General features: G+C 72.4%; 20 protein-coding genes, 2 tRNA genes and 1 pseudogene. 20 read left to right on the top strand and 3 right to left on the bottom strand.

The genetic code is table 11. The features are described from left to right. Nucleotides 1-40: 40 nt before the first annotated feature. The 5 genes from proB (at nt 41) to ACQEVM_RS28855 (ending at nt 5,023) form a co-directional block, all read left to right on the top strand. Nucleotides 41-1,168 (top strand): glutamate 5-kinase, encoded by a 1,128-nt coding sequence (gene proB / locus ACQEVM_RS28875; protein ID WP_433083794.1) that lies wholly within the window; start codon nt 41-43, stop codon nt 1,166-1,168. A gap of 42 nt (nt 1,169-1,210) precedes the next feature. Then, nucleotides 1,211-1,675, top strand: a complete 465-nt coding sequence (locus ACQEVM_RS28870) for a hypothetical protein (RefSeq protein WP_433085441.1) — start codon at nt 1,211-1,213, stop codon at nt 1,673-1,675. A 180-nt stretch (nt 1,676-1,855) separates the two neighbouring features. Then, complete coding sequence (locus ACQEVM_RS28865; RefSeq protein ID WP_433083792.1) at nt 1,856-3,139, top strand: glutamate-5-semialdehyde dehydrogenase; 1,284 nt, start codon at nt 1,856-1,858, stop codon at nt 3,137-3,139. Between the two features lie 77 nt (nt 3,140-3,216). Continuing rightward, the gene (locus ACQEVM_RS28860) at nt 3,217-3,777 is read left to right on the top strand and encodes a hypothetical protein (RefSeq protein ID WP_433083790.1); all 561 of its coding nucleotides are present in this window, start codon (nt 3,217-3,219) and stop codon (nt 3,775-3,777) included. 67 nt (nt 3,778-3,844) lie between these two features. Continuing rightward, on the top strand, nt 3,845-5,023 hold the full coding sequence (locus ACQEVM_RS28855) for a hypothetical protein (RefSeq protein ID WP_433083788.1): 1,179 nt from the start codon (nt 3,845-3,847) through the stop codon (nt 5,021-5,023). Here the strand turns inward: ACQEVM_RS28855 and ACQEVM_RS28850 are convergent. Beyond that, the gene (locus ACQEVM_RS28850; protein ID WP_433085439.1) at nt 5,004-6,098 is read right to left on the bottom strand and encodes a M48 family metallopeptidase; all 1,095 of its coding nucleotides are present in this window, start codon (nt 6,096-6,098) and stop codon (nt 5,004-5,006) included. The genes ACQEVM_RS28855 and ACQEVM_RS28850 overlap by 20 nt on opposite strands. 141 nt (nt 6,099-6,239) lie before the next feature. Between ACQEVM_RS28850 and ACQEVM_RS28845 the strand changes: the two genes are divergently transcribed. The 14 genes and pseudogenes from ACQEVM_RS28845 to ACQEVM_RS28780 all read left to right on the top strand — a co-directional run bounded on the left by ACQEVM_RS28845 (nt 6,240) and on the right by ACQEVM_RS28780 (nt 20,568). Further along, the gene (locus ACQEVM_RS28845) at nt 6,240-6,407 is read left to right on the top strand and encodes a hypothetical protein (RefSeq protein ID WP_433083786.1); all 168 of its coding nucleotides are present in this window, start codon (nt 6,240-6,242) and stop codon (nt 6,405-6,407) included. A 64-nt stretch (nt 6,408-6,471) separates the two neighbouring features. Further along, a complete protein-coding gene (nadD, locus tag ACQEVM_RS28840) occupies nt 6,472-7,089 on the top strand; it encodes a nicotinate-nucleotide adenylyltransferase (RefSeq protein ID WP_433083784.1) in 618 nt (205 codons plus the stop codon). Nucleotides 7,090-7,118: 29 nt separating this feature from the next. Then, nucleotides 7,119-8,849: an LCP family protein gene (locus tag ACQEVM_RS28835; RefSeq protein WP_433083782.1), complete on the top strand. Its 1,731-nt coding sequence runs from the start codon at nt 7,119-7,121 to the stop codon at nt 8,847-8,849. 129 nt (nt 8,850-8,978) lie between these two features. Further along, nucleotides 8,979-9,425 (top strand): ribosome silencing factor, encoded by a 447-nt coding sequence (gene rsfS, locus ACQEVM_RS28830; protein ID WP_053674983.1) that lies wholly within the window; start codon nt 8,979-8,981, stop codon nt 9,423-9,425. Continuing rightward, nucleotides 9,422-10,126 carry a histidine phosphatase family protein gene (locus ACQEVM_RS28825; RefSeq protein WP_433085437.1) on the top strand — a complete coding sequence of 235 codons (705 nt, stop codon included), beginning with the start codon at nt 9,422-9,424 and terminating at the stop codon, nt 10,124-10,126. The genes rsfS and ACQEVM_RS28825 overlap by 4 nt, the downstream gene beginning before the upstream one ends. 112 nt (nt 10,127-10,238) lie before the next feature. Beyond that, nucleotides 10,239-10,311, top strand: a tRNA-Ala gene (locus tag ACQEVM_RS28820). 143 nt (nt 10,312-10,454) lie between these two features. Continuing rightward, nucleotides 10,455-10,688: a hypothetical protein gene (locus ACQEVM_RS28815; RefSeq protein WP_008738908.1), complete on the top strand. Its 234-nt coding sequence runs from the start codon at nt 10,455-10,457 to the stop codon at nt 10,686-10,688. Nucleotides 10,689-10,912: 224 nt separating this feature from the next. Continuing rightward, nucleotides 10,913-10,985: transfer RNA gene (locus ACQEVM_RS28810), tRNA-Ala, on the top strand. A 272-nt stretch (nt 10,986-11,257) separates the two neighbouring features. Further along, nucleotides 11,258-14,128, top strand: a complete 2,871-nt coding sequence (gene leuS / locus ACQEVM_RS28805) for a leucine--tRNA ligase (RefSeq protein WP_433083778.1) — start codon at nt 11,258-11,260, stop codon at nt 14,126-14,128. 173 nt (nt 14,129-14,301) lie between these two features. Beyond that, nucleotides 14,302-15,030, top strand: coding sequence for a hypothetical protein (locus ACQEVM_RS28800; protein ID WP_433083776.1), 729 nt, complete (start codon nt 14,302-14,304; stop codon nt 15,028-15,030). Between the two features lie 124 nt (nt 15,031-15,154). Continuing rightward, nucleotides 15,155-16,000, top strand: coding sequence for a DegV family protein (locus ACQEVM_RS28795; protein ID WP_433083774.1), 846 nt, complete (start codon nt 15,155-15,157; stop codon nt 15,998-16,000). Nucleotides 16,001-16,341: 341 nt separating this feature from the next. After that, nucleotides 16,342-17,184: a helix-hairpin-helix domain-containing protein gene (locus tag ACQEVM_RS28790; RefSeq protein WP_433083772.1), complete on the top strand. Its 843-nt coding sequence runs from the start codon at nt 16,342-16,344 to the stop codon at nt 17,182-17,184. Further along, nucleotides 17,181-19,565: pseudogene (locus ACQEVM_RS28785) on the top strand (ComEC/Rec2 family competence protein); the annotation flags it as partial. The gene ACQEVM_RS28790 and the pseudogene ACQEVM_RS28785, both read left to right, overlap by 4 nt. A 124-nt stretch (nt 19,566-19,689) precedes the next feature. Further along, the gene (locus ACQEVM_RS28780; RefSeq protein WP_433083770.1) at nt 19,690-20,568 is read left to right on the top strand and encodes a YceI family protein; all 879 of its coding nucleotides are present in this window, start codon (nt 19,690-19,692) and stop codon (nt 20,566-20,568) included. Between the two features lie 17 nt (nt 20,569-20,585). Here the strand turns inward: ACQEVM_RS28780 and ACQEVM_RS28775 are convergent, their stop codons facing one another. Beyond that, nucleotides 20,586-20,828, bottom strand: a complete 243-nt coding sequence (locus tag ACQEVM_RS28775; RefSeq protein ID WP_351375876.1) for a hypothetical protein — start codon at nt 20,826-20,828, stop codon at nt 20,586-20,588. A gap of 76 nt (nt 20,829-20,904) precedes the next feature. On the opposite strand from ACQEVM_RS28775, the gene holA reads away from it, so the two are divergent. After that, the gene (holA, locus tag ACQEVM_RS28770) at nt 20,905-21,897 is read left to right on the top strand and encodes a DNA polymerase III subunit delta (protein WP_433083768.1); all 993 of its coding nucleotides are present in this window, start codon (nt 20,905-20,907) and stop codon (nt 21,895-21,897) included. 197 nt (nt 21,898-22,094) lie between these two features. On the opposite strand, the gene ACQEVM_RS28765 is transcribed toward holA, so the two are convergent. Further along, nucleotides 22,095-22,568: a protein-tyrosine phosphatase family protein gene (locus ACQEVM_RS28765; RefSeq protein ID WP_433083766.1), complete on the bottom strand. Its 474-nt coding sequence runs from the start codon at nt 22,566-22,568 to the stop codon at nt 22,095-22,097. Nucleotides 22,569-23,295 lie beyond the last annotated feature (727 nt).

Below are 23,295 nucleotides of genomic sequence, written 5' to 3'. Positions count from 1 at the left end.
AAGGCGCCGGGAACATCAGGCAAGGGGCAAGGGGACAGACGTGTCAGCGGCTAGGCAGAGCGTCGTGGACGCCCGCAGGATCGTGGTCAAGGTCGGCTCCTCCTCCCTGACCACCGCCACCGGCGGGCTCGACGCGGACCGGGTGGACGCCCTGGTCGACGTACTGGCCAAGGCCCGCAGCGGCGGCGAGAAGGAGATCGTCCTGGTCTCCTCCGGCGCCATCGCCGCCGGACTCTCCCCGCTGGGCCTGCGCCGCCGCCCCACCGACCTGGCCCGCCAGCAGGCCGCCGCCAGCGTCGGACAGGGCCTGCTCGTCGCCCGGTACACCGCGTCCTTCGCCCGCTACGGCATCCGCGTCGGCCAGGTCCTCCTGACCACCGACGACACCAGCCGGCGCGCGCACTACCGCAACGCCTACCGGACGCTGGACCAGCTCCTCGCCATGGGCGCGCTCCCGGTCGTCAACGAGAACGACACCGTCGCCACGGACGAGATCCGGTTCGGCGACAACGACCGGCTCGCCGCCCTGGTCGCCCACCTCGTCCGCGCCGACCTGCTCGTGCTGCTGTCCGACGTGGACGGCCTCTACGACGGCGACCCCTCGCTCCCCGGCACCACCCGCATCGACGAGGTGCGCGGCCCCGAGGACATCGAGCACGTCTCCATCGGCAGCGCCGGCAAGGCGGGCGTGGGCACCGGCGGCATGGTCACCAAGGTCGAGGCGGCCCGCATCGCGGCCGCCGCCGGCATCCCCGTCGTCCTCACCTCCGCCAGCCAGGCCACCGACGCCCTCGCGGGGCGCGGCACGGGCACCCTCTTCCACTCCACGGGCCGCCGCTCGGCGGACCGGCTGCTCTGGCTCCAACACGCCTCCACCCCCCAGGGGCACCTCGTACTGGACGACGGGGCGGTGCGCGCCGTCACCGAACGCGGCAGCTCCCTGCTGGCCGCCGGGATCGCCGGCGTCGAGGGCGACTTCGTCGCCGGGGACCCGGTCGAACTGCGCGCCACCGACGGCCGCGCCGTGGCCAGGGGGCTGGTCAACTTCGACGCCAAGGAACTCCCGCAGCTCCTCGGCCGCTCCACTCGCGAGCTCGCGCGGGAGCTCGGACCCGCGTACGAGCGGGAGGTCGTCCATCGTGACGATCTGGTCCTGCTGCAGGGCTGAGGTTCGGCAAAACCGCCGCGCGGCCGGCCGAGGACTGGTCAACTGTGTGGGGCGGACACGCGTAGCGCAGACAGGAGGCGGCTGGTGAGACGAGCGCTGACCAGCGTCGGCACCGGGGACGGTGACGGCGGCGTTGGCGGGGGCGGCAACGGGGACGGGCCGGACACCTCTCGCCTCTGGCACGTCACCCTGAGCGTCTCCGGCAAGCCGGCGCCGTTGTCCGAGGTCCGGCGCGGGCTGGAACAGCTCGCCCATGACCATCCCTTCCTGCTGACCAGCCGGTACGCCGACGACCACGCCGAGATCCGGTACTGGGAGGAAGCCCGCGACCTGCACGACGCGGCCGCCGTCGCCCTGCGGCTCTGGGGCGAGCACCGGTCCTCGGCGAAGCTCCCGCCCTGGGAGATCGTCGGCCTGGAGGTCATCGACCGCGCGACCTACCACCAACGCGTGGCGGAGGGCTACGGCCCGCCCCCGGCCCACCCGGTGGGCGTGCACCCCTACTGAGCGCGAGGACGTGCCCGGGGGCCCGTGAGACGGCCCCCGGGAGCCGCCCGCCCGCGGTGACCTGTCGCGCGGTGGACCGCCCCGCGGTGGGCCACCCCGCGGTGGGCCACCCCGCCGGGGGCCGTCTCGCGGGGTGAAATCCTCTCGGCCCCGTCCGGACCGGGGCATACCCTGGGCCGCATGACCTCGCTCGACGACGCCACCGCAGCCTCCCCCGTGATCGCCACCGCGCAAGCCGCCCGGACGGCCGCCGCAGCCATCGCCCCACTCCCGCGGTCCGCCAAGGACGCGGCCCTCCTGGCCATCGCGGACGCGCTGGAGGCCCGTACCGCGGAGATCGTCGAGGCCAACGCCCTCGACACCGACAAGGCCAGGGAGGCGGGCACGAGCGAGACCGTCATCGACCGTCTCACCCTGACCCCCGAGCGCGTCGCCGCCATCGCCTCCGACGTCCGCGACGTGGCCGCCCTCCCCGACCCCGTCGGCGAGGTCGTCCGCGGCTCCACCCTCCCCAACGGCATCGACCTCCGCCAGATCCGGGTACCGCTCGGCGTCGTCGGCATCATCTACGAGGCCCGCCCCAACGTCACCGTCGACGCCGCCGCACTCTGCCTCAAGTCCGGCAACGCCGTCCTGCTGCGCGGCAGTTCCTCCGCCTACGCCTCCAACAGCGCCCTCGTCACCATCCTCCGGGACGCCATCGAGTCCGCCGGACTGCCCGCCGACGCCATCCAACTCGTCCCCGGCGAGTCCCGCGACTCCGTCCGCGAGCTGATGCGCGCCCGCGGCCTCGTCGACGTGCTGATCCCGCGCGGCGGAGCCTCGCTCATCAAGACCGTCGTCGAGGAGTCCATCGTCCCGGTCATCGAGACCGGCACGGGCAACTGCCACGTCTACGTCGACGCCCAGGCAGACCTCGGCATGGCCGTGGACATCCTCGTCAACTCCAAGGCGCAGCGCCCCTCGGTCTGCAACTCCGCCGAGACCCTCCTCGTCCACCGGGACATCGCCGCCGCGTTCCTGCCGCTCGCCCTCGACGCCCTCGCGGACGCCGGAGTGACCGTCCACGGCGACGGCGAGATCCTCTCGTACGCCGAAGGGACCAAGGTCACCGCGCTGCCCGCCACCGACGAGGACTGGGCGGCCGAGTACCTCTCCTACGACATCGCCGCGGCCGTCGTGGACTCCCTCGACGACGCCGTCACGCACATCCGCCGTTGGACCTCGGGACACACCGAGGCGATCGTCACCACCTCGCAGGCCGCCGCGCGCCGCTTCACCCAACTGGTCGACTCGACCACCGTCGCGGTGAACGCCTCCACCCGCTTCACGGACGGTGGCCAGTTCGGCTTCGGCGCGGAGATCGGCATCTCCACGCAGAAGCTGCACGCCCGGGGCCCGATGGGCCTTCCGGAGCTCACCTCCACCAAGTACATCGTCACCGGCGACGGTCACGTCCGGTAGTCGTTCCGGGAACCCGGGGCGGCCGGAATTCGGCGGACACCCTGCCCAAAGCCGCCCCCCAGGTCTACGCTGGTCCCGTGCCGGACGACGTGGGGGGCAAGCCGTTCCCGGACGACGGGGAGCCCGACGACGACCGCGGAGGCGCGGATCAGCACTTCGCCTCCGTGGTGTTCGACGAGGCCTTCGTCCGGAGCGCCGAGATCCATGAACCGAGCGCGGCCGAGCGTCAGCGGGCCGCCGACCGGGCGCGTGCCGAGGCCGAGGCCGCACGCGTGGCGGGCGGCTGGACCACCGAGGACGAGCACGACGGCTACTCCTACGGCCACCCCGACGGGTACGGCCTCGACGAGCCCGGCTGGGAACACGGCCCCCACGGCCACGGTCACGGCTACGCGGAAGGCCCTTACGGGGTCTACGGCGGCAGCATGCGCCCCTACCGCGGCCGGGCACCCTGGCTGCGCCCCGTCGCCTGGGTGCTGGCCTTCGTGATGGGCCTCGGAATGATCGCGCTCGCCTTCAGCGCCGTGTACCGCAGCGCCTCAGGAGACGCGGACCACGCACCCGCCCCAGCCAGCACCCCGCAGCGCGAAGTCACCGGCGTCGGAGCGTTTACGTACCCCGTCGGCCGCCAACCCTGAAAGTACGCCCCGCTTGCGTTCACCGGATTCGGGGGCTTCTCTGAAGCGGGGACAGCGGGGAGAAGCGATGGCCGTTCCAGGAGACCCACCCAATGGCGCCCCCGACGGCATCGGCGAGGGCGATGACGAGTTCCGGTCGGACGAGTACCGGTCGGTCGTGTTCGACGAGGACTTCGTGCGGGCCGCCCGCCTCCAGGAGTACTCCGCCGAGGAACGCATGGGCGAGCACGCCCGGGCGGTCCGCAGCCGGTCCCTCTGGTCGGGAGGCGGCTCCTCGGGCCACCGCGACGGCACACCGGGCCGCGGCGCCCGGCAGGGCCTGCTGCTCGTGCTCCTCATCGCCACGGCCTTCGCCGCCGCCGTCTACATGGGCCTGCGCAACCCGTACGTGCCCGCGCCCGGCGCCACCGCGGAACAGCTCGCGGCCACCGTCGTCCCGCTCGCGCCGACCACCGTCGTGCCCGGCGGGAACCCGGCCGACCTGTTCGCGAAGAGCCCGGCGGCCGAGTACCGCATCGGAGCGGCCGGGATCACCCTGCCGGCCGTACGCCGCACCCACCATTTCAGCGAGAGCCAGATCGTCTCCGCGCTGTCCATCGCCAAGGACTACCTGGTGCAGTCGGCGCTGGACCCGGACGTGCTCGCCGGGACCGCCTCACGGCCCGTACGGGTGCTGCTCGACCCAGATCAGCTCGCTCAGTTCGACCGGAGCATGACCGCGCCCGTCGGCGACGGGCGGCACGCCGCCACAGGGTGGCTGGTGCGCTTCGATCCCACCGTCGCCGCCGTGGCCGACCCGAGGGTCCGGGTGAGCGGCGTCCTCGCCTACCAGGAGATCTCCGCCCAGGTGCTGGAGGTCACCACCGACCACACCTTCGTCTACGCCGTACGCTCCGCCGGCCGGCAGCCCTCGGCCGCCGACGGCGCCTCGCTCTTCACCGTCCGGCGGGAACTGCGGCTGCGGCTCGACCGCGAGGACCTCGTCGCACGCCGGGCGGAGCTGGCCTCCGCCTACGTGATGGCAGGCCCCCAGGACTGCGCCTCCGAGCCCGCGGCGTCCTTCCGGCCGCTGCTCGCAGGGGCCGGACCCACCACCGTCGGCCCGGCCGCGAGCGACCCGTACGCCACCGGCCACCCGCGGCGCACCGCCGGGCTCTGCGGGATCCTGGCGCCGCCCACGACCCCCCAGGCCCCTCCGCCGGCAGCCGTCGGCCCCGTCAGCCCCGTCAGCCCGGCTGTTCCGTAGCGCCGCCGGGGGAGCCCTTGCCCTCGCCGGCGCCCGCGGAACCGTTTGCCGCGCCGGCCCCGGTGAACTTGTCCCGGAGCTTGCCGCCCAGGTCGCCCGCGCCGCCGGCGAGGTCGCCGACCAGCTTCATCAGCGGGTCCTTGCTCGTGCGCACCGAGTCGGCGTAGTGCGAGGCGGACTGCCGGAAGGAGTCGCTCACCGAGGCGTCCTTGTCCTCGTCCCGCCTCGGGTAATGGCCGTCCATGATCCGCTGGTAGTCGCGGTTCTGCGACCACTTCTTCAACTCGGCCGCGCGGACCGTGGTGAAGGGGTGCGAACGCGGCAACACGTTGAGGATCTTCAGCACGGAGTCGCGCAGGTCCCCGCTCGACTCGTACTCCTCGGCCTGGGCCAGGAAGGCGTCCACGTTCATCTCGTGCAGGTGGTTGCCGCCCGCGATCTTCATGAGGCCGCGCATCGAGGCGTTGACGTCCTGGCCCACCAGCAGCCCGGCCCGGTCCGCCGACAGCTCGGACTTGCGGAACCATTCCCGCAGCGCGGTGACGAGCGCCATGATCGCCACGTTGCCCAGCGGGATCCACGCGACCTTCATCGCCAGACCCGTCAGGAACAGCAGCACCGTGCGGTAGACGGCGTGTCCGGACAGCGCGTGGCCCACCTCGTGGCCCACGACCGCCCGCATCTCCTCCTCGTCGAGGAGTTCGACGAGCCCCGTCGTGACGACGATGATCGGCTCGTCCAGCCCGATGCACATGGCGTTGGGCTTCGGGTCCTGCTGCACGTACATCTGCGGGACCTTCTCCAGGTCCAGGATGTAACAGGCGTCCCGCAGCATCCCGTGCAGGTGCGGGAACTGGGTCTCGCCCACCCGCACCGACTCCGACAGGAACAACAGCCGCAGGCTGCGCTCGGGCAGCAGCCCGCTCAGGGCCTTGAACACCGTGTCGAAGCCGCTCAGCTTGCGCAGCGCGACCAGCGCCGAGCGGTCCGCCGGATGTTCGTACGCCCGCGAGGAAATGCCGGGGAACCTCCTGCGGTTCCGCGCCGGCACCTTCTCGAAACCGGTGTCCGTCATCTTGCCCTCCCCCTTGTTCGGCCTGTCCGCTTCTGCGTCCATCCTCTCCAACGTCCGAGTCGGCGTGAGCGTGCCCAAGGGCCCCGCATACGATGTGAGGGAAGTCTCCGCCCGGTCCCCGACTCGATAGGTATCTGCCTGATGAGCCTCTCCACCACCGCCCACAACCTGGTCGTGCTCGCCTCGGAGGGCGGCGCCGAGCACGGCGGCAACCACGACAGCCTGAGCCCGTACCTGACCGGTGGCGGCGCGTTCGTGCTCCTGCTGCTGATGCTCTGGGTGACCACCCGCCTGAACCGCGACCGCTAGGCCCTGTGGCACGCGCTCGATCGAGGGTCCTCGCCGCCTCACCGGGCCAGTAGGCTCTGCGCTCATGGGAGAGCAGGAAATGCCTACCGGCCCGGTCAAGCGCCGGCTCGGCGTGATGGGTGGGACATTCGACCCGATCCACCACGGACACTTGGTCGCCGCCAGCGAGGTGGCCGCCCTCTTCCACCTCGACGAGGTGGTGTTCGTACCGACCGGTGAGCCGTGGCAGAAGTCGCAGCGGGCCGTGTCGCCCGCCGAGGACCGCTATCTGATGACGGTCATCGCGACGGCCTCCAACCCGCAGTTCTCGGTGAGCCGCATCGACATCGACCGCGGCGGCCCCACCTACACGATCGACACCCTGCGGGACCTCAAGGCGATCAACGACGACGCGGACCTGTTCTTCATCACCGGCGCCGACGCCCTCGCGCAGATCCTCACCTGGCGCAACGCCGACGAGTTGTTCGCGCTGTCGCACTTCATCGGCGTCACCCGTCCGGGTCATGTGCTCACCGACGACGGGCTGCCCGAGGGCGGTGTTTCCCTCGTGGAGGTCCCCGCACTGGCGATTTCGTCCACCGACTGTCGTGCGCGGGTGGCCAAGGGCGATCCTGTCTGGTATCTGGTGCCGGACGGTGTCGTGCGCTACATCGACAAGCGTGAGCTGTATCGGGGAGCCTGAGCTTCCGGTTTCGGAGAGAGGGGCCCGCGGTGAACGACCGACAGGATCCGTACGACCCGTACGCCGCCCAGGAGCAACAGCTCATCGGCTACGACGCGTACGGTCAGCCGGTGTACGGCCCGGTGCCCGCGCAGCCCGCCGACCAGGCGCCCCGGTACGAGCAGCAGCCGGGCGCCTCGTACGAGCAGCAGCACCAGCAGTACCAGGGGTACCAGCAGCCACAGCAGTACGGCTACGACCAGCAGACGTACGGGCAGCAGCAGTACCAGGAGCCGCAGCAGACCTCCCCGGGCGACCCGGGCCGGGAGTACACCCGGGAGTCGTACGGCCAGAACCCCGACCAGGGGTACGAGACCCCTCAGTCCCGGCAGCAGACCAGGCAGTGGATCCCGCAGCAGGGCGCCCCGCAGGCGCCCGCGGAACCCGAACCGGCCCCTGAGCACGCCACGTCCCGGATCCCCGAGCCGCGGCGGCCCGACGCCGGATCAGAGGGGGACCGGGACTACAACACCGGGATGTTCGCCTTCATCGACCAGCCGGACGAGGAGTCCGACGACGTCATCGACTGGCTCGCGTTCACCGAGAGCCGCACCGAGCGCCGCGAGGAGATCCGCCGCCGGGGCCGCAACCGGGTGGTCGCGCTGATCGTCGTGCTCGCCGTGTTCGTCGTCGGCGGCCTCGGCTACCTCTGGTACGCGGGCAAGATCCCCTTCCTCGACGGCCCCGGTGACAAGAAGGGCGCAGCGGCCGCCCCCGGCGCCCAGAAGCGCGACATGATCGTCGTCCACGTGCTCAACACCAAGAAGGGCGGCACCTCCACGGCGCTGCTCGTCGACAACGTCACCACCAAGCAGGGCGCCACCGTGCTGGTGCCCAACACCCTCGACGTCCCCCAGAACGACGGCACGGGCATCGCCCTCGGCAAGTCCGTCGAGGGCGGCGGCCTCGGCACCAAGGACGCGCTCGACTCGGTCCTCGGCACCCGCATCGGCGGCACCTGGCGCCTGGACACCCCCTTCCTGGAGCGCCTGGTCGAGCTGCTCGGGGGCATCGAGGTGGACACCGACACCGCGGTCCCGGCCGACGACAAGGCCAGGACACCGGCGGTGGGCAAGGGCCCCAAGCAGAGCCTCAACGGCGCGATGGCCGTGGCGTACGCCACCCACCGCGGCCAGGGCGAGCCGGAGGCCAGGCAGTTGGACCGGCTGGGCAAGGTGCTGTACGCGGTCCTGCGGAAGATCCCCGCCGACCCGAAGGCGGCGGCCACCACGGTCGAGAGCATGGGCCAGATCCTGGACCCGGCCCTCGACGCGCAGAACCTCGGCGGCCTGCTGTCGCGGATCGGTGAGCACGCCAAGGTGGGCGACTACCGCACCGACGTCCTCGGGGTGAAGCCGGACGGCGGCCTCAGCGACGAGGCCAACAAGAAGATCGTCAAAGAGGTCCTCGGCGGCTCCGCCACGGCCGCGCAGCCCGGCGCCACCCCCCGGGTGGGTCTCAGGGACGCCACCGGGAACGAGAAGACGCAGACCGCGGCGAAGGCGGCCCTGCTCAACGGCGGCTACACCTTCGTCGACGGCGGCAAGGCCGAGGACACGGCCGCGACCTCGCAGATCACCTACCAGGACGACGCCCAGCGGGAGCGGGCCGTCGAGGTGGCCAAGACGCTGGGGCTGCCGGAGACCGTCGTGAAGAAGGCCGAGAACGTGGTCAACGCGGACATCGTGGTGGTTCTGGGTCGGGACTACAAGGCGTCCTGAGGGTCCCGGATCCGGCCCGCACACGGCCCTGAACTGTGATTTCGCCCGCGCGGAACGTTCCGCGCGGGCGGGGTCGGCGGTACATGAGACCCTTGTAAGGATCTGCCCGCCAACCCGAAAGCATGGCCAGTGACCGCCACGGACCGCTCCATCGAGCTCATCACCGCCGCCGCCCAGGCCGCGGCCGACCGGCTCGCGCACGACATCATCGCGTACGACGTCAGCGACGTGCTGTCGATCACCGACGCCTTCCTGCTCGCCTCCGCGCCCAACGACCGCCAGGTCAAGTCGATCGTGGACGAGATCGAGGAGCAGCTGCTCAAGAAGCTCGGCGCCAAGCCGGTGCGCCGTGAAGGCGACCGCGACGCCCGCTGGATCCTGCTGGACTACGTCGACATCGTCGTCCACGTCCAGCACAGCGAGGAGCGCGTCTTCTACGCGCTGGAGCGTCTGTGGAAGGACTGCCCCGAGATCGAGCTCCCCGAGGACGCCAAGCTCACCATCGGCAAGGCCGAGGAGCACGCCAAGCTGCGCGAGGCGCAGGGCGACGACGAACTGGACGGTGATCTGTTCTGAGCGGGAACGACACGGGCACGACCGCATCGACCGGGACGGACACCTCGTCCGGCTCCGGTTCGGGCAGGACCGGCAGGAAGATCGTCCTCTGGCGACACGGTCAGACCGCCTGGAACCTGGAGCGTCGCTTCCAGGGCTCCACGGACATCGAGCTGACCGGGACCGGCGTGGCGCAGGCGCGCCGCGCCGCCCGACTGCTCGCCTCGCTGAAGCCGGACGCCATCGTGGCCTCCGACCTTCGGCGGGCCGCCGACACGGCCGCCGAACTCGCCGCCGTCACGGGGCTCGCGGTGGAGCACGACGAGGCGCTGCGCGAGACGTACGCCGGCGAGTGGCAGGGCCTCACGCACGACGAGATCCTCGCGAAGTACGGGGAGCAGTACGCGGCGTGGAAGCGCGGCGAGCCCGTCCGCCGCGGCGGCGGGGAACTGGAGACCGAGGTCGCCGACCGGGCCGCCCCGGTCGTGCTGAGCCACGCCGACCGGCTGCCGCAGGGCGGCACGCTGGTCGTGGTCAGCCACGGCGGCACCATCCGCACGACCATCGGCCGCCTGTTGGGCCTGGACTCGTACCACTGGGAGGGTCTCGGCGGGCTCTCCAACTGCTGCTGGTCGGTCCTCGGCGAGGGCGCGCGCGGCTGGCGTCTGATGGAGCACAACGCCGGCACGCTGCCGGAACCGGTGCTCGGCGACGACGACTGAGCGCTGCTCTCGGAGGCTTCCACCCGGATTTCACTTTCCGGCTGGTCACAGGCTAGAGTTCTTCTTGTTCGCAGCGCGGAACACCGGAAACGGGGGAAGCGTGGCGGAGAGCGGGGCTATAGCTCAGTTGGTAGAGCGCCTGCATGGCATGCAGGAGGTCAGGAGTTCAATTCTCCTTAGCTCCACAATCAGGATCCCGTCCCCAACAGGGGGCGGGATCCTTGCGTTTGTTCCTTTGGCGTCGGCTGACCTGGCCCGTACCGGCATGGCAGAATCGGACGGCCGGAGGGGGACACGACGGCCCGACGCGGGAGGGAGTCGCTGACGGATGGGTGCACACCGGCGGCGGTGCGACTGGTGCAACAACGGCACGCCGATCGTGCGGGACATGGACCCGGTCAATCCCGACTACCAGTACTGGTGCGAGGAATGCGCGCGGGCGCTGATCATAAAAGGCGACCCGATCGAGACCTACCGCGAGCTGGAAGGGGAACCGATCTATGGCCGCCTGCTCGATGAACACTGCACGCTCAAGCGGTTCTATCAATTCGCGAGAGCGTGACCCGCGCGGCAGACGTGAGCAGTAGGGCGCGAGTGACCGGCGAGGCATGCGAGGCCCCTGTGGGGTGCTTGGCCGGTACGGCCTGAACCTGTGACGGAGTGGATTATTTCGGACATGGCCCGAGGTCGCCGAAACCGATTTTTGGACCAGGGCCATGACCGTGTAATGTTTGGGACGTCGCCAAGGGGAACCGGCAAGGGAAACCAGAACGACAAGCACAACAAGGGGCTATAGCTCAGTTGGTAGAGCGCCTGCATGGCATGCAGGAGGTCAGGAGTTCAATTCTCCTTAGCTCCACAGTGAAGAGAAGCGGGCCACCCGGATCGGGTGGCCCGCTTCTCGTCGTGTCCGCACGGCGGAACGGCCGAGCGGCCCTGGGGGCCGCTGCGGTACCCTGACGCCATGCGTGCCGTACGCCTTCTGCTTACCGAGCCGCGCTGATCAGTCCCGACCCATCGAGCCCCACGGCGGATGCGGTCGGCATCGGCGCGGCGTCCCCTCCTGTGCGAGGGGCTTTTTCGTTTGGGCAGGCAGAGACGGCAGAGACGATCGATGGAGCTTCAGAAATCATGAGCGAGACGAACACCCCGGCCCCCGAGGCGGCCGAGGGGCACCGTTACACGGCTGCCATGGCCGCCGACATCGAGGCACGCTGGCAGGACGTATGGGACGCGGAAGGGACCTACGAGGCCCCCAACCCGACGGGTGACCTGGCCGGGGACCCCGCGGTCGTCGCGCGCCCCAAGAAGTTCATCATGGACATGTTCCCGTACCCGTCCGGCGCGGGGCTGCACGTCGGCCACCCGCTGGGGTACATCGCCACCGACGTCTTCGCCCGTCACCAGCGGATGACCGGCCACAACGTCCTGCACACCCTGGGCTTCGACGCCTTCGGCCTGCCGGCCGAGCAGTACGCCGTGCAGACCGGCACGCACCCGCGGGTGTCGACCGAGGCGAACATCGAGAACATGAAGGTCCAGCTGCGCCGGCTGGGTCTGGGACACGACCGGCGGCGCTCGTTCGCCACGATCGACCCGGACTACTACAAGTGGACCCAGTGGATCTTCCTGCAGATCTACAACTCCTGGTACGACACCGACGCGGCCAAGGCCCGCCCCATCGCCGAGCTGGTCGCCGCCTTCGAGGACGGCTCCCGTGAGGTTCCGGGCGGTCGCGCGTGGGCCGGGCTGACCGCGGGCGAGCGGGCCGACGTGCTGAACGGCTTCCGGCTGGCGTACGCCTCCGACGCGCCCGTGAACTGGTGCCCCGGGCTGGGCACCGTCCTGGCCAACGAGGAGGTCACGGCCGACGGTCGCTCCGAGCGCGGCAACTTCCCCGTCTTCAAGGCCAAGCTGAGCCAGTGGAACATGCGGATCACGGCGTACGCCGACCGCCTGCTGGACGACCTGGACGCGCTGGACTGGCCCGAGGCCATCAAGTTGCAGCAGCGGAACTGGATCGGCCGCAGCGAGGGCGCGCGCGTCGACTTCGCCGTCGGCGAGGACGCCGTCACGGTGTTCACCACGCGTCCCGACACGCTGTTCGGCGCCACCTACATGGTGCTGGCGCCCGAGCACGAGCTGGTCGAGAAGATCGTCCCGGCGGAGTGGCCCGAGGGCACCCGCCAGGTGTGGACCGGCGGCGCGACGAACCCCCGCGAGGCCGTCGACGCGTACCGCAAGCAGGCCGCGTCCAAGTCGGACGTCGAGCGACAGGCCGAGGCCAAGGACAAGACCGGTGTCTTCACCGGCGCGTTCGCGATCAACCCGGTCAGCGGCGCGAAGGTGCCGGTCTTCATCGCGGACTACGTGCTGATGGGCTACGGCACCGGCGCGATCATGGCCGTCCCGGCGCACGACACCCGCGACTTCGCGTTCGCGCAGGCCTTCGAGCTGCCGATGCGCTGCGTCGTGGAGCCCTCCGACGACCGCGACGCCGACCCGGCGGAGTGGGACGACGCGTTCGCCTCCTACGACGGCACGATCGTCAACTCGACCGGCGAGGGCATCACGCTGGACGGCCTGGGCGTCGTCGAGGCCAAGGCCGCGATCACCGAGTGGCTGACCGAACGCGGCGTCGGCGAGGGCACCGTCAACTTCCGCCTGCGCGACTGGCTGTTCAGCCGCCAGCGCTACTGGGGCGAGCCCTTCCCGATCGTCTACGACGAGGACGGCGTCGCGCACCCGCTGCCCGACTCGATGCTGCCCCTGGAACTGCCGGAGGTCGAGGACTACTCGCCGCGCACCTTCGAGCCGGACGACGCCGCCTCGAAGCCGGAGACCCCGCTGTCGCGCAACGAGGCGTGGGTCGACGTGGAACTGGACCTGGGCCGGGGCGAGGGCGTCAAGCGCTACCGCCGCGAGACCAACACCATGCCGAACTGGGCCGGCTCCTGCTGGTACGAGCTGCGGTACCTGGACCCGAACAACTCCGAGGCGCTGGTCGACCCGGCGATCGAGCAGTACTGGATGGGCCCGAGCGAGAACGCCCCGCACGGTGGTGTCGACCTGTACGTGGGCGGCGCCGAGCACGCGGTGCTGCACCTGCTGTACGCGCGCTTCTGGTCGAAGGTGCTGTTCGACCTGGGCCACGTCTCCTCGGTGGAGCCGTTCCACAAGCTCTTCAACCAGGGCATGATCCAGGCCTACGCCTACACCGACGCGCGCGGGGTGTACGTCCCGGCGGCCGAGGTCGAGGAGCGCGACGGCGGCTACTTCCACCAGGGACAGCCCGTCAAGCGTGAGCACGGCAAGATGGGCAAGTCCCTGAAGAACGCCGTCACGCCCGACGAGATCTGCGAGGAGTACGGCGCGGACACACTGCGCCTGTACGAGATGGCGATGGGCCCCCTGGACGTCTCCCGTCCGTGGGACACCCGCGCAGTCGTCGGCCAGTACCGCCTGCTGCAGCGCCTGTGGCGCAACGTGATCGACGAGGAGACCGGCGAGGTCACCGTCGTGGACGGCGAGCCCGGCGAGGACACCCTGCGGGTCCTGCACAAGGCGATCGACGGGGCCGGCGCCGACATGGCCGCGCTGCGCTTCAACACGGCCATCGCGAAGATCACCGAGCTGAACAACGCCCTGACGAAGGCCGGCCGGCCGCTGGAGCGCTCGGTCGCCGAGCGGCTGGTGCTCCTGGTCGCCCCGCTGGCGCCGCACATCGCCGAGGAGCTGTGGCACCGACTGGGCCACGGCGAGTCGGTCGTCCACCACGACTTCCCGGTGGCGGACCCGGCGTACGTCGTGGACGAGAGCGTGACGTGCGTCGTGCAGGTCAAGGGCAAGGTCAAGGCACGGCTGGAGGTGCCGCCGGCGATCTCCGAGGCGGACCTGGAGCAGCTGGCCCTGACCGACGAGGGCGTCGTCGCGGCGCTCGGCGGCGCGGAGATCCGCAAGGTGATCGTGCGGGCGCCGAAGCTGGTGAACATCGTCATCTGACGGGGTACCCCCTGATCCGACGGGGTCAGGGGCCGTCCGGCGGCCGTTCAGCGGTCATCCGGCACGGCTGGGGGTTCTCCCCTACGGGCAGGTTGGGGGTTCGATTGGAACCCCTGGCCTGCCCGTTGCGTTTACGGTGGAAGGGACGGAAAAAGCAGGGGAAAGGGAACCTCATGGAGCCGGGCTCAGTGCTCATCATCGTGGCCCTGTTGATGCTGTTCACCTTCCTGGGGCTGGGGGCGTGGGCCACCGTGAAGGTGATCGGGGCGGCGAAACGCGGCGTGGACCGGACGATCACCCAGGCCCGCCGGACCGTCGAGGACACCACCCTGAAGGCGAAGAGCCTGGGTCAGGTGGGGGTCCCGGGTGCGCTGGCCCAGCTGCGATTGGACCTGCGGACGTCGATGCGGGCCACCCAGCAGGCCCTGTACCGGGGAGCCCAGCAGGATCCCTCGCTGAAGGAGTCCATCGGCCTGTTCGAGCGACTGAGCGCGCACGGGTACGAGCTGGACGACGAGCTGAAGCGGCTGGAGCAGGAATCGGACCGCAAGCGGACCGCTGAACTCCTGCCCGACCTGCGGGAACGCACCGCGAAGATCATCGAGTCCGCCGACTCGCTGCGATGGGCCGCCCGCGACCGGGCGCGACGTTTCGCGCAGGACGACCTGTCCTCGCTGTCCGCGCAGATCGAGGTCGAGTCGGGCGCGCTGCGGGACTGGTCCCGTGAGTCGGTCGACGAGCTCGCGGAGGCCGCCGCGGCCTGGGACGCGGCGCAGGAGCGGTCCTCGGGCCCCACGGCGGCCCCGGGCGCCGGCCCGGCGCGGCCGGCGGCGCTGGACCCTTCCAAGCCGGCGCAGCGCCACCCGTGGCAGAAGACGGCCCGCCCGGAGCCCACCACCTGACACCCGCCGCGGGGGAGGTCACGCCGCGGGGAGGCCACGAGATCACGGGCCGGGGATCCCCCGCAGGGTCCTGACATGGGCCCCAGGCTGCCGGACGGGCTCCTGTGGCGGTAACCTCCGGCTCATGTCCCGCCATGTCGCGATCGTCACCGATTCCACGGCCTACCTGCCTCACCCGGCGATGGCGCGGCATGGGATCACCGCCGTGCCCCTGACCGTGGTGCTCGGCGACGAGGCCCTCGAAGAGGGCACCGAGATCTCGGCACGCAGCCTCGCCCTGGCCCTGCAGAAGCGCCGCTCGGTCACCACGTCCCGGCCCAGCCCGGAGGAGTTCTCCCGGGCCTACCGGGCGGCGGCGGACGCCGGCGCGGCCGGCATCGTCAGCCTGCACCTCTCCGCCGAGTTCTCCGGCACCTACGACGCCGCCGTGGTCGCCGCGAAGAACGCGCCGGTGCCCGTTCACGTCGTCGACACGGGCATGGTCGCGATGGCCCTCGGGTTCTGCGCGCTCGCGGCGGCGGAGGTCTCCGAGGCCGGGGGGTCCGCGGACGAGGCGGTGGCCGCCGCCGAGAAGCGGGCCGCGGACATGTCGGCGTACTTCTACGTCGACACCCTCGACTACCTCCGTCGCGGCGGACGCATCGGAGCGGCGCAGGCGCTCCTCGGCTCGGCCCTCGCGGTCAAGCCGCTGCTCACCCTGGACGGGGGGCGGATCGAGATGCTGGAGAAGGTACGGACCGCCTCCAAGGCCATCGCCCGGCTGGAGGAGCTCGCCGTCGAGCGGGCCGGCGCGGCCCGGGTGGACGTCGCGGTGCACCACCTGGCGGCGCCGGAGCGGGCCGAGAAGCTCGCGGAGCGGCTGCGGGAACGCATCCCCGGGCTGGTCGAGCTGCACGTCAGCGAGGTCGGAGCGGTGATCGGGGCGCACACCGGGCCGGGGTTGTTGGCGGCGGTCGTCGCGCCCCGCTGATCACCGGAACGGGTGGCCGAGTTTTCCACAACGGGTCGTTCATCCACCGGAATTGAAGGCTCCGAACGGGGATCGGGGCAGGCCCCTACCGTCGTGCCATGACGACTCGAACGCGTACGCGCACCCGTACTTCGCGGCCCGTGGGGGCCGCTGCCGCAGCCACCCGCGGACCTGGCCGAACGCACCGTGTCGGCGGTCGGTTCGGCGACGGTTTCGACGAAGCTTCCGGTGACCGCTTCGGCCGCCGTGCCGGTGGTGGGTTCGGTGGACGGGGCGGTGCCGGTTCCCGTGGTCGGGCGGCTCGTGTCGTCGGGCGCCGGCCACGACCGGATCCGTCTGCGGTGCGACGCAGGGCCGAGGCCATGCTGACGCCTCCGCCACCCGACGTGGCGCCCGTGGTGGTGAGATCGGATCCGGTGCCCGAACCGGTGGCGGATCCGGTGACGCATCCGGCGGCGCGCGTCGGGGAAGTGGCGACGGGCGACCCGGCGATGGGGCTCGCGGGCCGGGACGCGTGGTCGCTCGCGGTGCGGGAGCGGATGCCGGTGTGGCTACAGGCGCGCTGCGGGATGCAGCCGAGGACGGTGGCCGCCGTGGCGGTGGTCCTGGTCGGCGCCCTCGGGTTCGCCGCGCAGCAGTACTGGACGGCGAGGCCGGAGTCGGTGACGGCGCCCGCCGTGGTGGCTCCGGCCGCGGGCCCCTCCCCGGCGGCGACCCAAGCCCGGGTCGTGGTGGACGTCAGCGGCAAGGTCCGGGACCCGGGGGTGCGGCGGCTGCCCACGGGCTCGCGGGTCGAGGACGCCCTGGCCGCCGCCGGGGGAGTGCGGCCGGGCACGGACACCACCGGGCTGAACCGGGCCCGGGTGCTCGTGGACGGCGAGCAGGTCGTGGTGGGCGTCCCGGTGCAGCCGATGGCGGCAGGCGGCGCCGCTCCCGGTCAGGGCTCGGCTTCCGGGCGGGGGCCGTCAGGTTCAGGGCCCGGTTCCGCCCCGGGACCGCTGAGTCTCGCCGGCGCCACCGTCGAGCAACTGGACGGGCTGCCCGGGGTGGGGCCGGTGCTCGCGCAGCACATCATCGACTTCCGGACGGCGCGCGGCGGCTTCCGGTCCGTGGAGGAACTGCGACAGGTCGACGGCATCGGCGAACGACGCTTCTCCGAGCTGCGTGCGCTGGTGCGGCCGTGAACGGGGTCGAGCGGTCCGGCCCGACGGACCTGCGCCTCCTCGCGCCGGCGACGGCCACGTGGGTGGCCTCGGCCGTCGCACTGGGGACACCGGCCGGGTGGACCGCCGTCGGGGTGGGCCTCGCGGTGGCCGTCGCGGGCGCGCTGTTCCTCGCCGGTCACCGGCTGCCGGGGCCGTCGTGGGGGATCGGTACCGCCCTTGCCGCCGCCCTGCTGTGTGCGGCGGCCGGAGCCGGGGTGGCGGGGCTCCAGCGGGCCGAGGCGCGCGCCGGACCCGTCGAGGGCGCCGCTCGGGGGCACACCCGGGTCGCGGTGGAACTCACCGTCGAGTCGGACCCCCGTACCGTGCGCGGCGGAGGCGGGCCGCCCGCTGTGGCACTGGACGCGGTGGTGACCCGGATGACCGGCCCCGACGGAACGGCCACCAGGGTCGAGACCCCGGTACGGGTCCTGGCCGGGCACCCGGGTTGGGCCCGGCTGCAGCCCTCCACCCGGGTCGAGGCGGTGGGCCGGCTGGCGCCGGGCCGCGACGGGGAACGGGCCGTGGCACTGCTCCGTCTCTCCGGGGACACCCCGCCGCGGGTCAGCGGCGGGCCGGACGCCTCGCAGCGCGTCGCGGGGGCGCTGCGGGCCGGCCTGCGGGAGGCCACCGAGGGCCTGCCGCCCGACCCCAGGGCACTGCTGCCCGGGCTGGTGGTCGGGGACACCTCCCGGGTGCCTACCGATCTGCACGACGCCTTCCGGGCCACCGATCTGCTGCACCTGCTCGCCGTGTCGGGATCGAACCTGACCGTGGTGCTGTTCCTGCTCATCGGGCCCCCGGCCGGCGCGCAGCGCGCCGAACGCGGCGGACTGGCACCCCGGTTCGGGCTGTCGCTGCGGGCCACCGCCCTGTGCGGAGCGGCGCTCACGTCGGGCTTCGTGGTGGTGTGCCGGCCGGAGCCGAGCGTGCTGCGGGCCGCCGCCTGCGGGGCCGTCACCCTGCTGGCCCTCGCCACCGGGCGGCGCAGGTCGCTGGTCCCGGCCCTCGCCGCCGCCGTCCTGCTGCTGTTGCTCTACGACCCCTGGCTGGCCCGCAGCGTCGGCTTCCTGCTGTCCGTACTGGCCACGGGGGCGCTGCTCACCCTCGGCCCCCGGTGGAGCGAAGCCCTGCAACGGCGGGGGCTGCGGCCCAGGTTCGCCGACGCGGTGGGGGCCGCCGCGGCCGCCCAGGCGGTGTGCGCGCCGGTGGTCGTCGTGCTCACCGCCCGGGTGAGCCTGGTGGCGGTCCCGTGCAACCTGCTCGCCGAACTGGCGGCGGGACCGGCGACGGTGCTCGGCTTCGCGACGCTGGCGGTGGCCCCGCTGTGGATGCCCGCCGCCGAGTGGCTCGCCTGGTGTGCCGGGGTGCCCGCCGGGTGGATCGCCGCGGTGGCGCGGGCCGGGGCGCGACTGCCGGGGGCGGAACTGCCCTGGCCGGGCGGGTTGTCCGGTGGACTGCTGCTCGTCGCCGCGACGGCCGGCGTGCTGCTGCTCTGCGTCCGGTGGGGACGCCGGCGCGGGCTCTGCTCCGCCCTCGCCGTGCTGCTGCTCCTGGCCGTCCTGCGGCCGCCGCAGCTCACACGACCGTTCAAGGGCTGGCCTCCGCCCGACTGGACCTACGTACAGTGCGCCGTCGGCCAAGGGGACGCGGCCGTCCTCGCGGTGAGCCCGGGTACGGCCGTCGTGGTGGACGCGGGGCCGGATCCCGACCCCGTGGACGACTGCCTGCGCGAACTGGGTGTGAGCAGGATCCCATTGCTGCTGCTGACGCACTTCCACGCCGACCATGTGGGCGGAATCTCAGGAGTGCTGCGGGGGCGCACCGTCGGTGTGATCCAGACCACCGGCCTGGCGGAGCCGCATGCGCAGGCCGAGTCCGTTCGCCGAGCAGCCGCGGCGGCTCGGGTGCCCGTCGTGACCGCCGCCTCCGGGGAACACCGCCGGGCCGGAACGCTGGAGTGGCAGGTGCTGTGGCCGACGGCCGACGGCCCGGCGCCGGAGGGGCCGAACGACGCGAGCGTGGCCCTGCTCGCACGGACCTCCGGGCTGACCCTGCTCCTCCTGGGGGACCTGGAACCGCCCGCCCAGCAGGCCCTGTTGAGGAGCCATCCGGAACTGGGGCCGGTGGACGTCCTGAAGGTCGCCCACCACGGTTCGGCGCACCAGGACCCCGGACTCCAGGATCGGGTCAGGCCCAGGATCGCGATTGTTCCCGTCGGTACAAGAAACCGCTACGGGCACCCGGCGCCAGGTACGCTCGCGCGACTGCGGGCGATGGGCGCGACGGTGTTGCGCACCGATACCGACGGTTCGGTGGCGATCTCCGGAAGCGGCCCGCGGTTGCGGGCCTTTCCGTCCGGACGGCGGGGCAGGCGACGCGGGCATACCGGGCACACCCGTTCTGTTTGCCCACAACCCGGCAGCATGATCGAATGCGTCTTCGCCAGAACGGTACAAGTCCACACAGCACGGGGGTGCACCAACCATGTTCGGACGCCGACGGGGGATGGAGACGGCCGGAAGCGCCGGCTCCCTGACGACCGCCACACTCGCGCTCCCGCACACCGCGCGACTGTTGAGCTGTCGCGTTCTCGATACGGTCCACCAGCCCATCCGGCAAGCGAAGTTCGAGGTGACCGACCCGATCGGCCGACGCGTCGTCAGCGGCGAGACCGATCCGTACGGCGGGTTCACCGCGGCCATGCCCGAGGGGGAGTACCGGCTCTCGGTGACCGCCGAGGGCTACGCGCCGTTCCACGGCGCGACGCTGGTGGGGGATCCGCAGCCCGGCACCGCGGAGATCATCCTGGACGCCGTCGAGCCGCCCCTGCTGCCGGCGCCCGGCCACTGGGAACTCGACCCGACGCACTCGTCGATCGGATTCACGGCCCGGCACATCGGCTTCGCCCGGATCCACGGCCGGTTCAGCACCTTCGCCGGGGCCGTCCGGATCGCCGAGCGCATGGAGGACTCCTCCATGCGCGTGATCATCGACGCGGCGAGCATCGACACGGGCCTGCGGATGCGCGACGACCACCTGCGCTCAGCGGACTTCCTGGACGCGGCACGCCACCCCACGGTGGAGTTCTACAGCGAGCGCTTCATCCACCGCAGCGGCAGCCGTTGGGCGGTCGCGGGCGCGTTGACCCTGCACGGAGTGAGCCGCTCCGTGACCCTGGACACCCAGTACCTGGGACACGGCACGGGCCTGGAGGGCGAGCCGCGTGCCGCGTGCCGGGCCACCGCCGAACTCCAGCGCGAGGACTTCACCCTGAACTGGCAGTCGATGCTGGCGCACGGGATCGCGGCGATCGGTTCGAGCGTGGCAGTGGACCTGGACATCCAGATCGTGCACAAGGCGTAGGACCCGCCCGGCGAGGCTCAGGGAGCCTCCAGCCACCCGTCGTACTCGCCGGCGAACTCGTCCAGCGCGGACGCGTCGAGGCGTTCCCTCGGGTCCTCGACGACCACCAGCCACTGGGCGTCCTCCGCGTCGTCCTCGCCGGCGAGGGCGTCGCGGACCAGCTGGGGTTCCTCGGGCACGCCGAAGCGGTCGACGAGTTCGCGCGCCACCTCCTCGGCGGCGTCACGGTCGGGCAGGACGAGTACATGTCGCGCGTTCACCCGACCATTCTCGGGCACCGCGGAAGGGGGTACGGCGGGAGGGGGAGTGTCAGTGCGGCGTGGGATGCTGGAGGCGATGGCCACCAGGAAGAACTCCACCGACGATCCGCTCGCCCCGCTCACCCTCGCGGTGGGGCAGGAGGATCTGCTGCTCGACCGCGCGGTCCGGGAAGTGGTGATGGCGGCTCGTGCCGCCGATGCCGACACCGACGTGCGGGACCTCTCCTCCGAGCAGCTCCAGCCCGGCACGCTGGCCGAGCTGACCAGCCCCTCGCTGTTCTCCGAGCGCAAGGTCCTGGTCGTGCGGAACGCGCAGGACCTGTCCGCGGACACGGTGAAGGAGGTCAAGGCGTACCTCACGGCCCCGTACGAGGAGATCATCCTCGTCCTCCTCCACGCCGGCGGCGTCAAGGGCAAGGGGTTGCTGGACGCGGCACGCAAGGCGGGTGCCCGCGAGGTCGCCTGCCCGAAGATGACGAAGGCCGCGGACCGCCTGTCCTTCGTGCGGGGGGAGTTCCGGACACTGGGACGAGCGGCCACCCCCGAGGCCTGCCAGAACCTGGTCGACGCCATCGGCAGCGACCTGCGGGAGCTGGCGAGCGCCGCCGCGCAACTGTGCGCGGACGTCGAGGGCACCATCGACGAGGCCGTGGTCGGGCGCTACTACACCGGTCGCGCCGAGGCCTCCAGCTTCACGGTCGCCGACCGGGCGGTCGAGGGGCGTGCGGCCGAGGCCCTCGAAGCGCTGCGCTGGTCGCTGTCCACCGGAGTGGCGCCGGTACTGATCACCAGCGCCCTGGCGCAGGCGGTCCGAGCCATCGGCAAGCTCGCCTCCGCCCCGCGCGGGGCCCGCCCCGGGGACCTCGCCCGGGACCTGGGCATGCCGCCCTGGAAGATCGACCGGGTCAGGCAGCAGATGCGCGGCTGGTCGGCGGACGGCGTCTCGGACGCCCTGCGTGCGGTGGCCGCGGCCGACGCGGGCGTGAAGGGCGGTGGCGACGACCCGGAGTACGCGCTGGAGAAGGCGGTCGTGGCGGTGGCCCGGGCGGCCCGCCCGAACCGCCGGTAGCCTCCGGCGGGTTGCAGGTCCTGCGGCAGCCGCGGTTTCCGTTCCGGCGCCGTTCGTTCCCCGTGGACACCCCTCGCCTGTTTCGGCGGGATGGCGGGGTGCGGGAGTACGGGGGTGTCGGCGGACTGTGTGCGGCTCCGCGCCCTGTGGTGCGCGGGCCGGAGCTTCGCCTCGGCTGCGCGAGCGCGGCCGTGGGCTCAGGGCGGGTCGGTGGGGGCGGCTCGCGTCGGTCGTGAGGGCGGTCCCCCGAAGCGGTGGACGTAGCGCTTCTGCCAGGGCGTCTCGACGGCGCGAGGGTGATGGTTGCGACGGACGAACTCCACCGCTCGATCCGCCGGGACGCCGTCCAGCACCGCGATGCAGGCCAACGCCGTTCCCGTACGACCGCGGCCGCCCGCGCAGGCGAGTTCGACGCGGTCCGTGGCCGCGCGCTCCCAGGCCAGGGTGAGGAGTTCACGGGCGTGGGACCGGTCTGAGGGGAGCCGGAAGTCGGGCCAGCGCAGCCACTCGACCTCCCAGGCGACCTCGGGTGGTGGCGAGCCCAGCAGGTACACGGCGTACGTCGGTTCCTGACCGGCCGGGAGGGGCCGGCTGAGTCCGCGTCCCCGGACGAGCCGCCCCGAGGGGAGGCGCAGGACCCCCACGTCGGTCGAGTTCCAGGGCTCGGTCATCCGTCCAGGTTAGCCGGCGCCCGTTTGGTGCTCCACGGTGCGTGCGGCCGAGGGGCCCCGGGGCCCGGGTGAGACCCGGACCGACGTGCCGCGGGAGTTCCCCGCCGAGGTGCTCGCAGAGGTGCCCGCCGAGTTGCTCGCCGTGGCGGAGTGGGTCGCGCGGGACCCGCGCCTGCCGGTGTACGGCGCCAGGTCCCGCCCCGGGGAGGGCCGAACGGGCGCGGTCACCCGCAGGGGGTGCCGTCCGGCGGGGCAAGGGTCCTGCCCGGGCCGGCGGCGGAACCGCGCTGTGCCGGTTCTGCTCCGGCAGCGGTCGGCCGGCTCCGCGACCAGCGGTCTGCTCCCGAGCGGGCGGCCGGTCCGGCCCCGGTCGCGCGCCACGGCCCCGCCCTGGCGCCACGGACCCGGTTGCGCCACGGTCCCGCCCTCGCGCCACGGTCCCGCGCCGGCGTCTCGTCCCGAGCCGGCGGCCTGGTGATGGAGTCTCCCGATGTCGGCGGGCCCGCCCCTGGGTTCTGCGGTCCCGTACTGGCATCGGACCTGTTCGCGGGGCTGCGGTTCTGGTCCCGGGCCGCGGTCCGTCTCCTGCCGGCGATCCCGTTCGGTTTCGGGTCCCGCCCCGGGTCGGCCGCACACGGCTCTCGCGGCTCTCGCGGCTCTTGGCATCCGGCCGGCCCGGCCCGGCGCGGGCCCGGCCCGCCTTCGGTGTCAGGCAGAAGCCCCGGCC

Origin of the sequence: Streptomyces sp. CA-243310, from assembly GCF_050936775.1 — a bacterium.
In the GTDB taxonomy this organism is placed as follows: Bacteria; Actinomycetota; Actinomycetes; order Streptomycetales; family Streptomycetaceae; genus Streptomyces.
The sequence above is the reverse complement of the archived record's forward strand: the minus strand, read 5'-3'. Positions and strand labels throughout refer to the sequence as shown.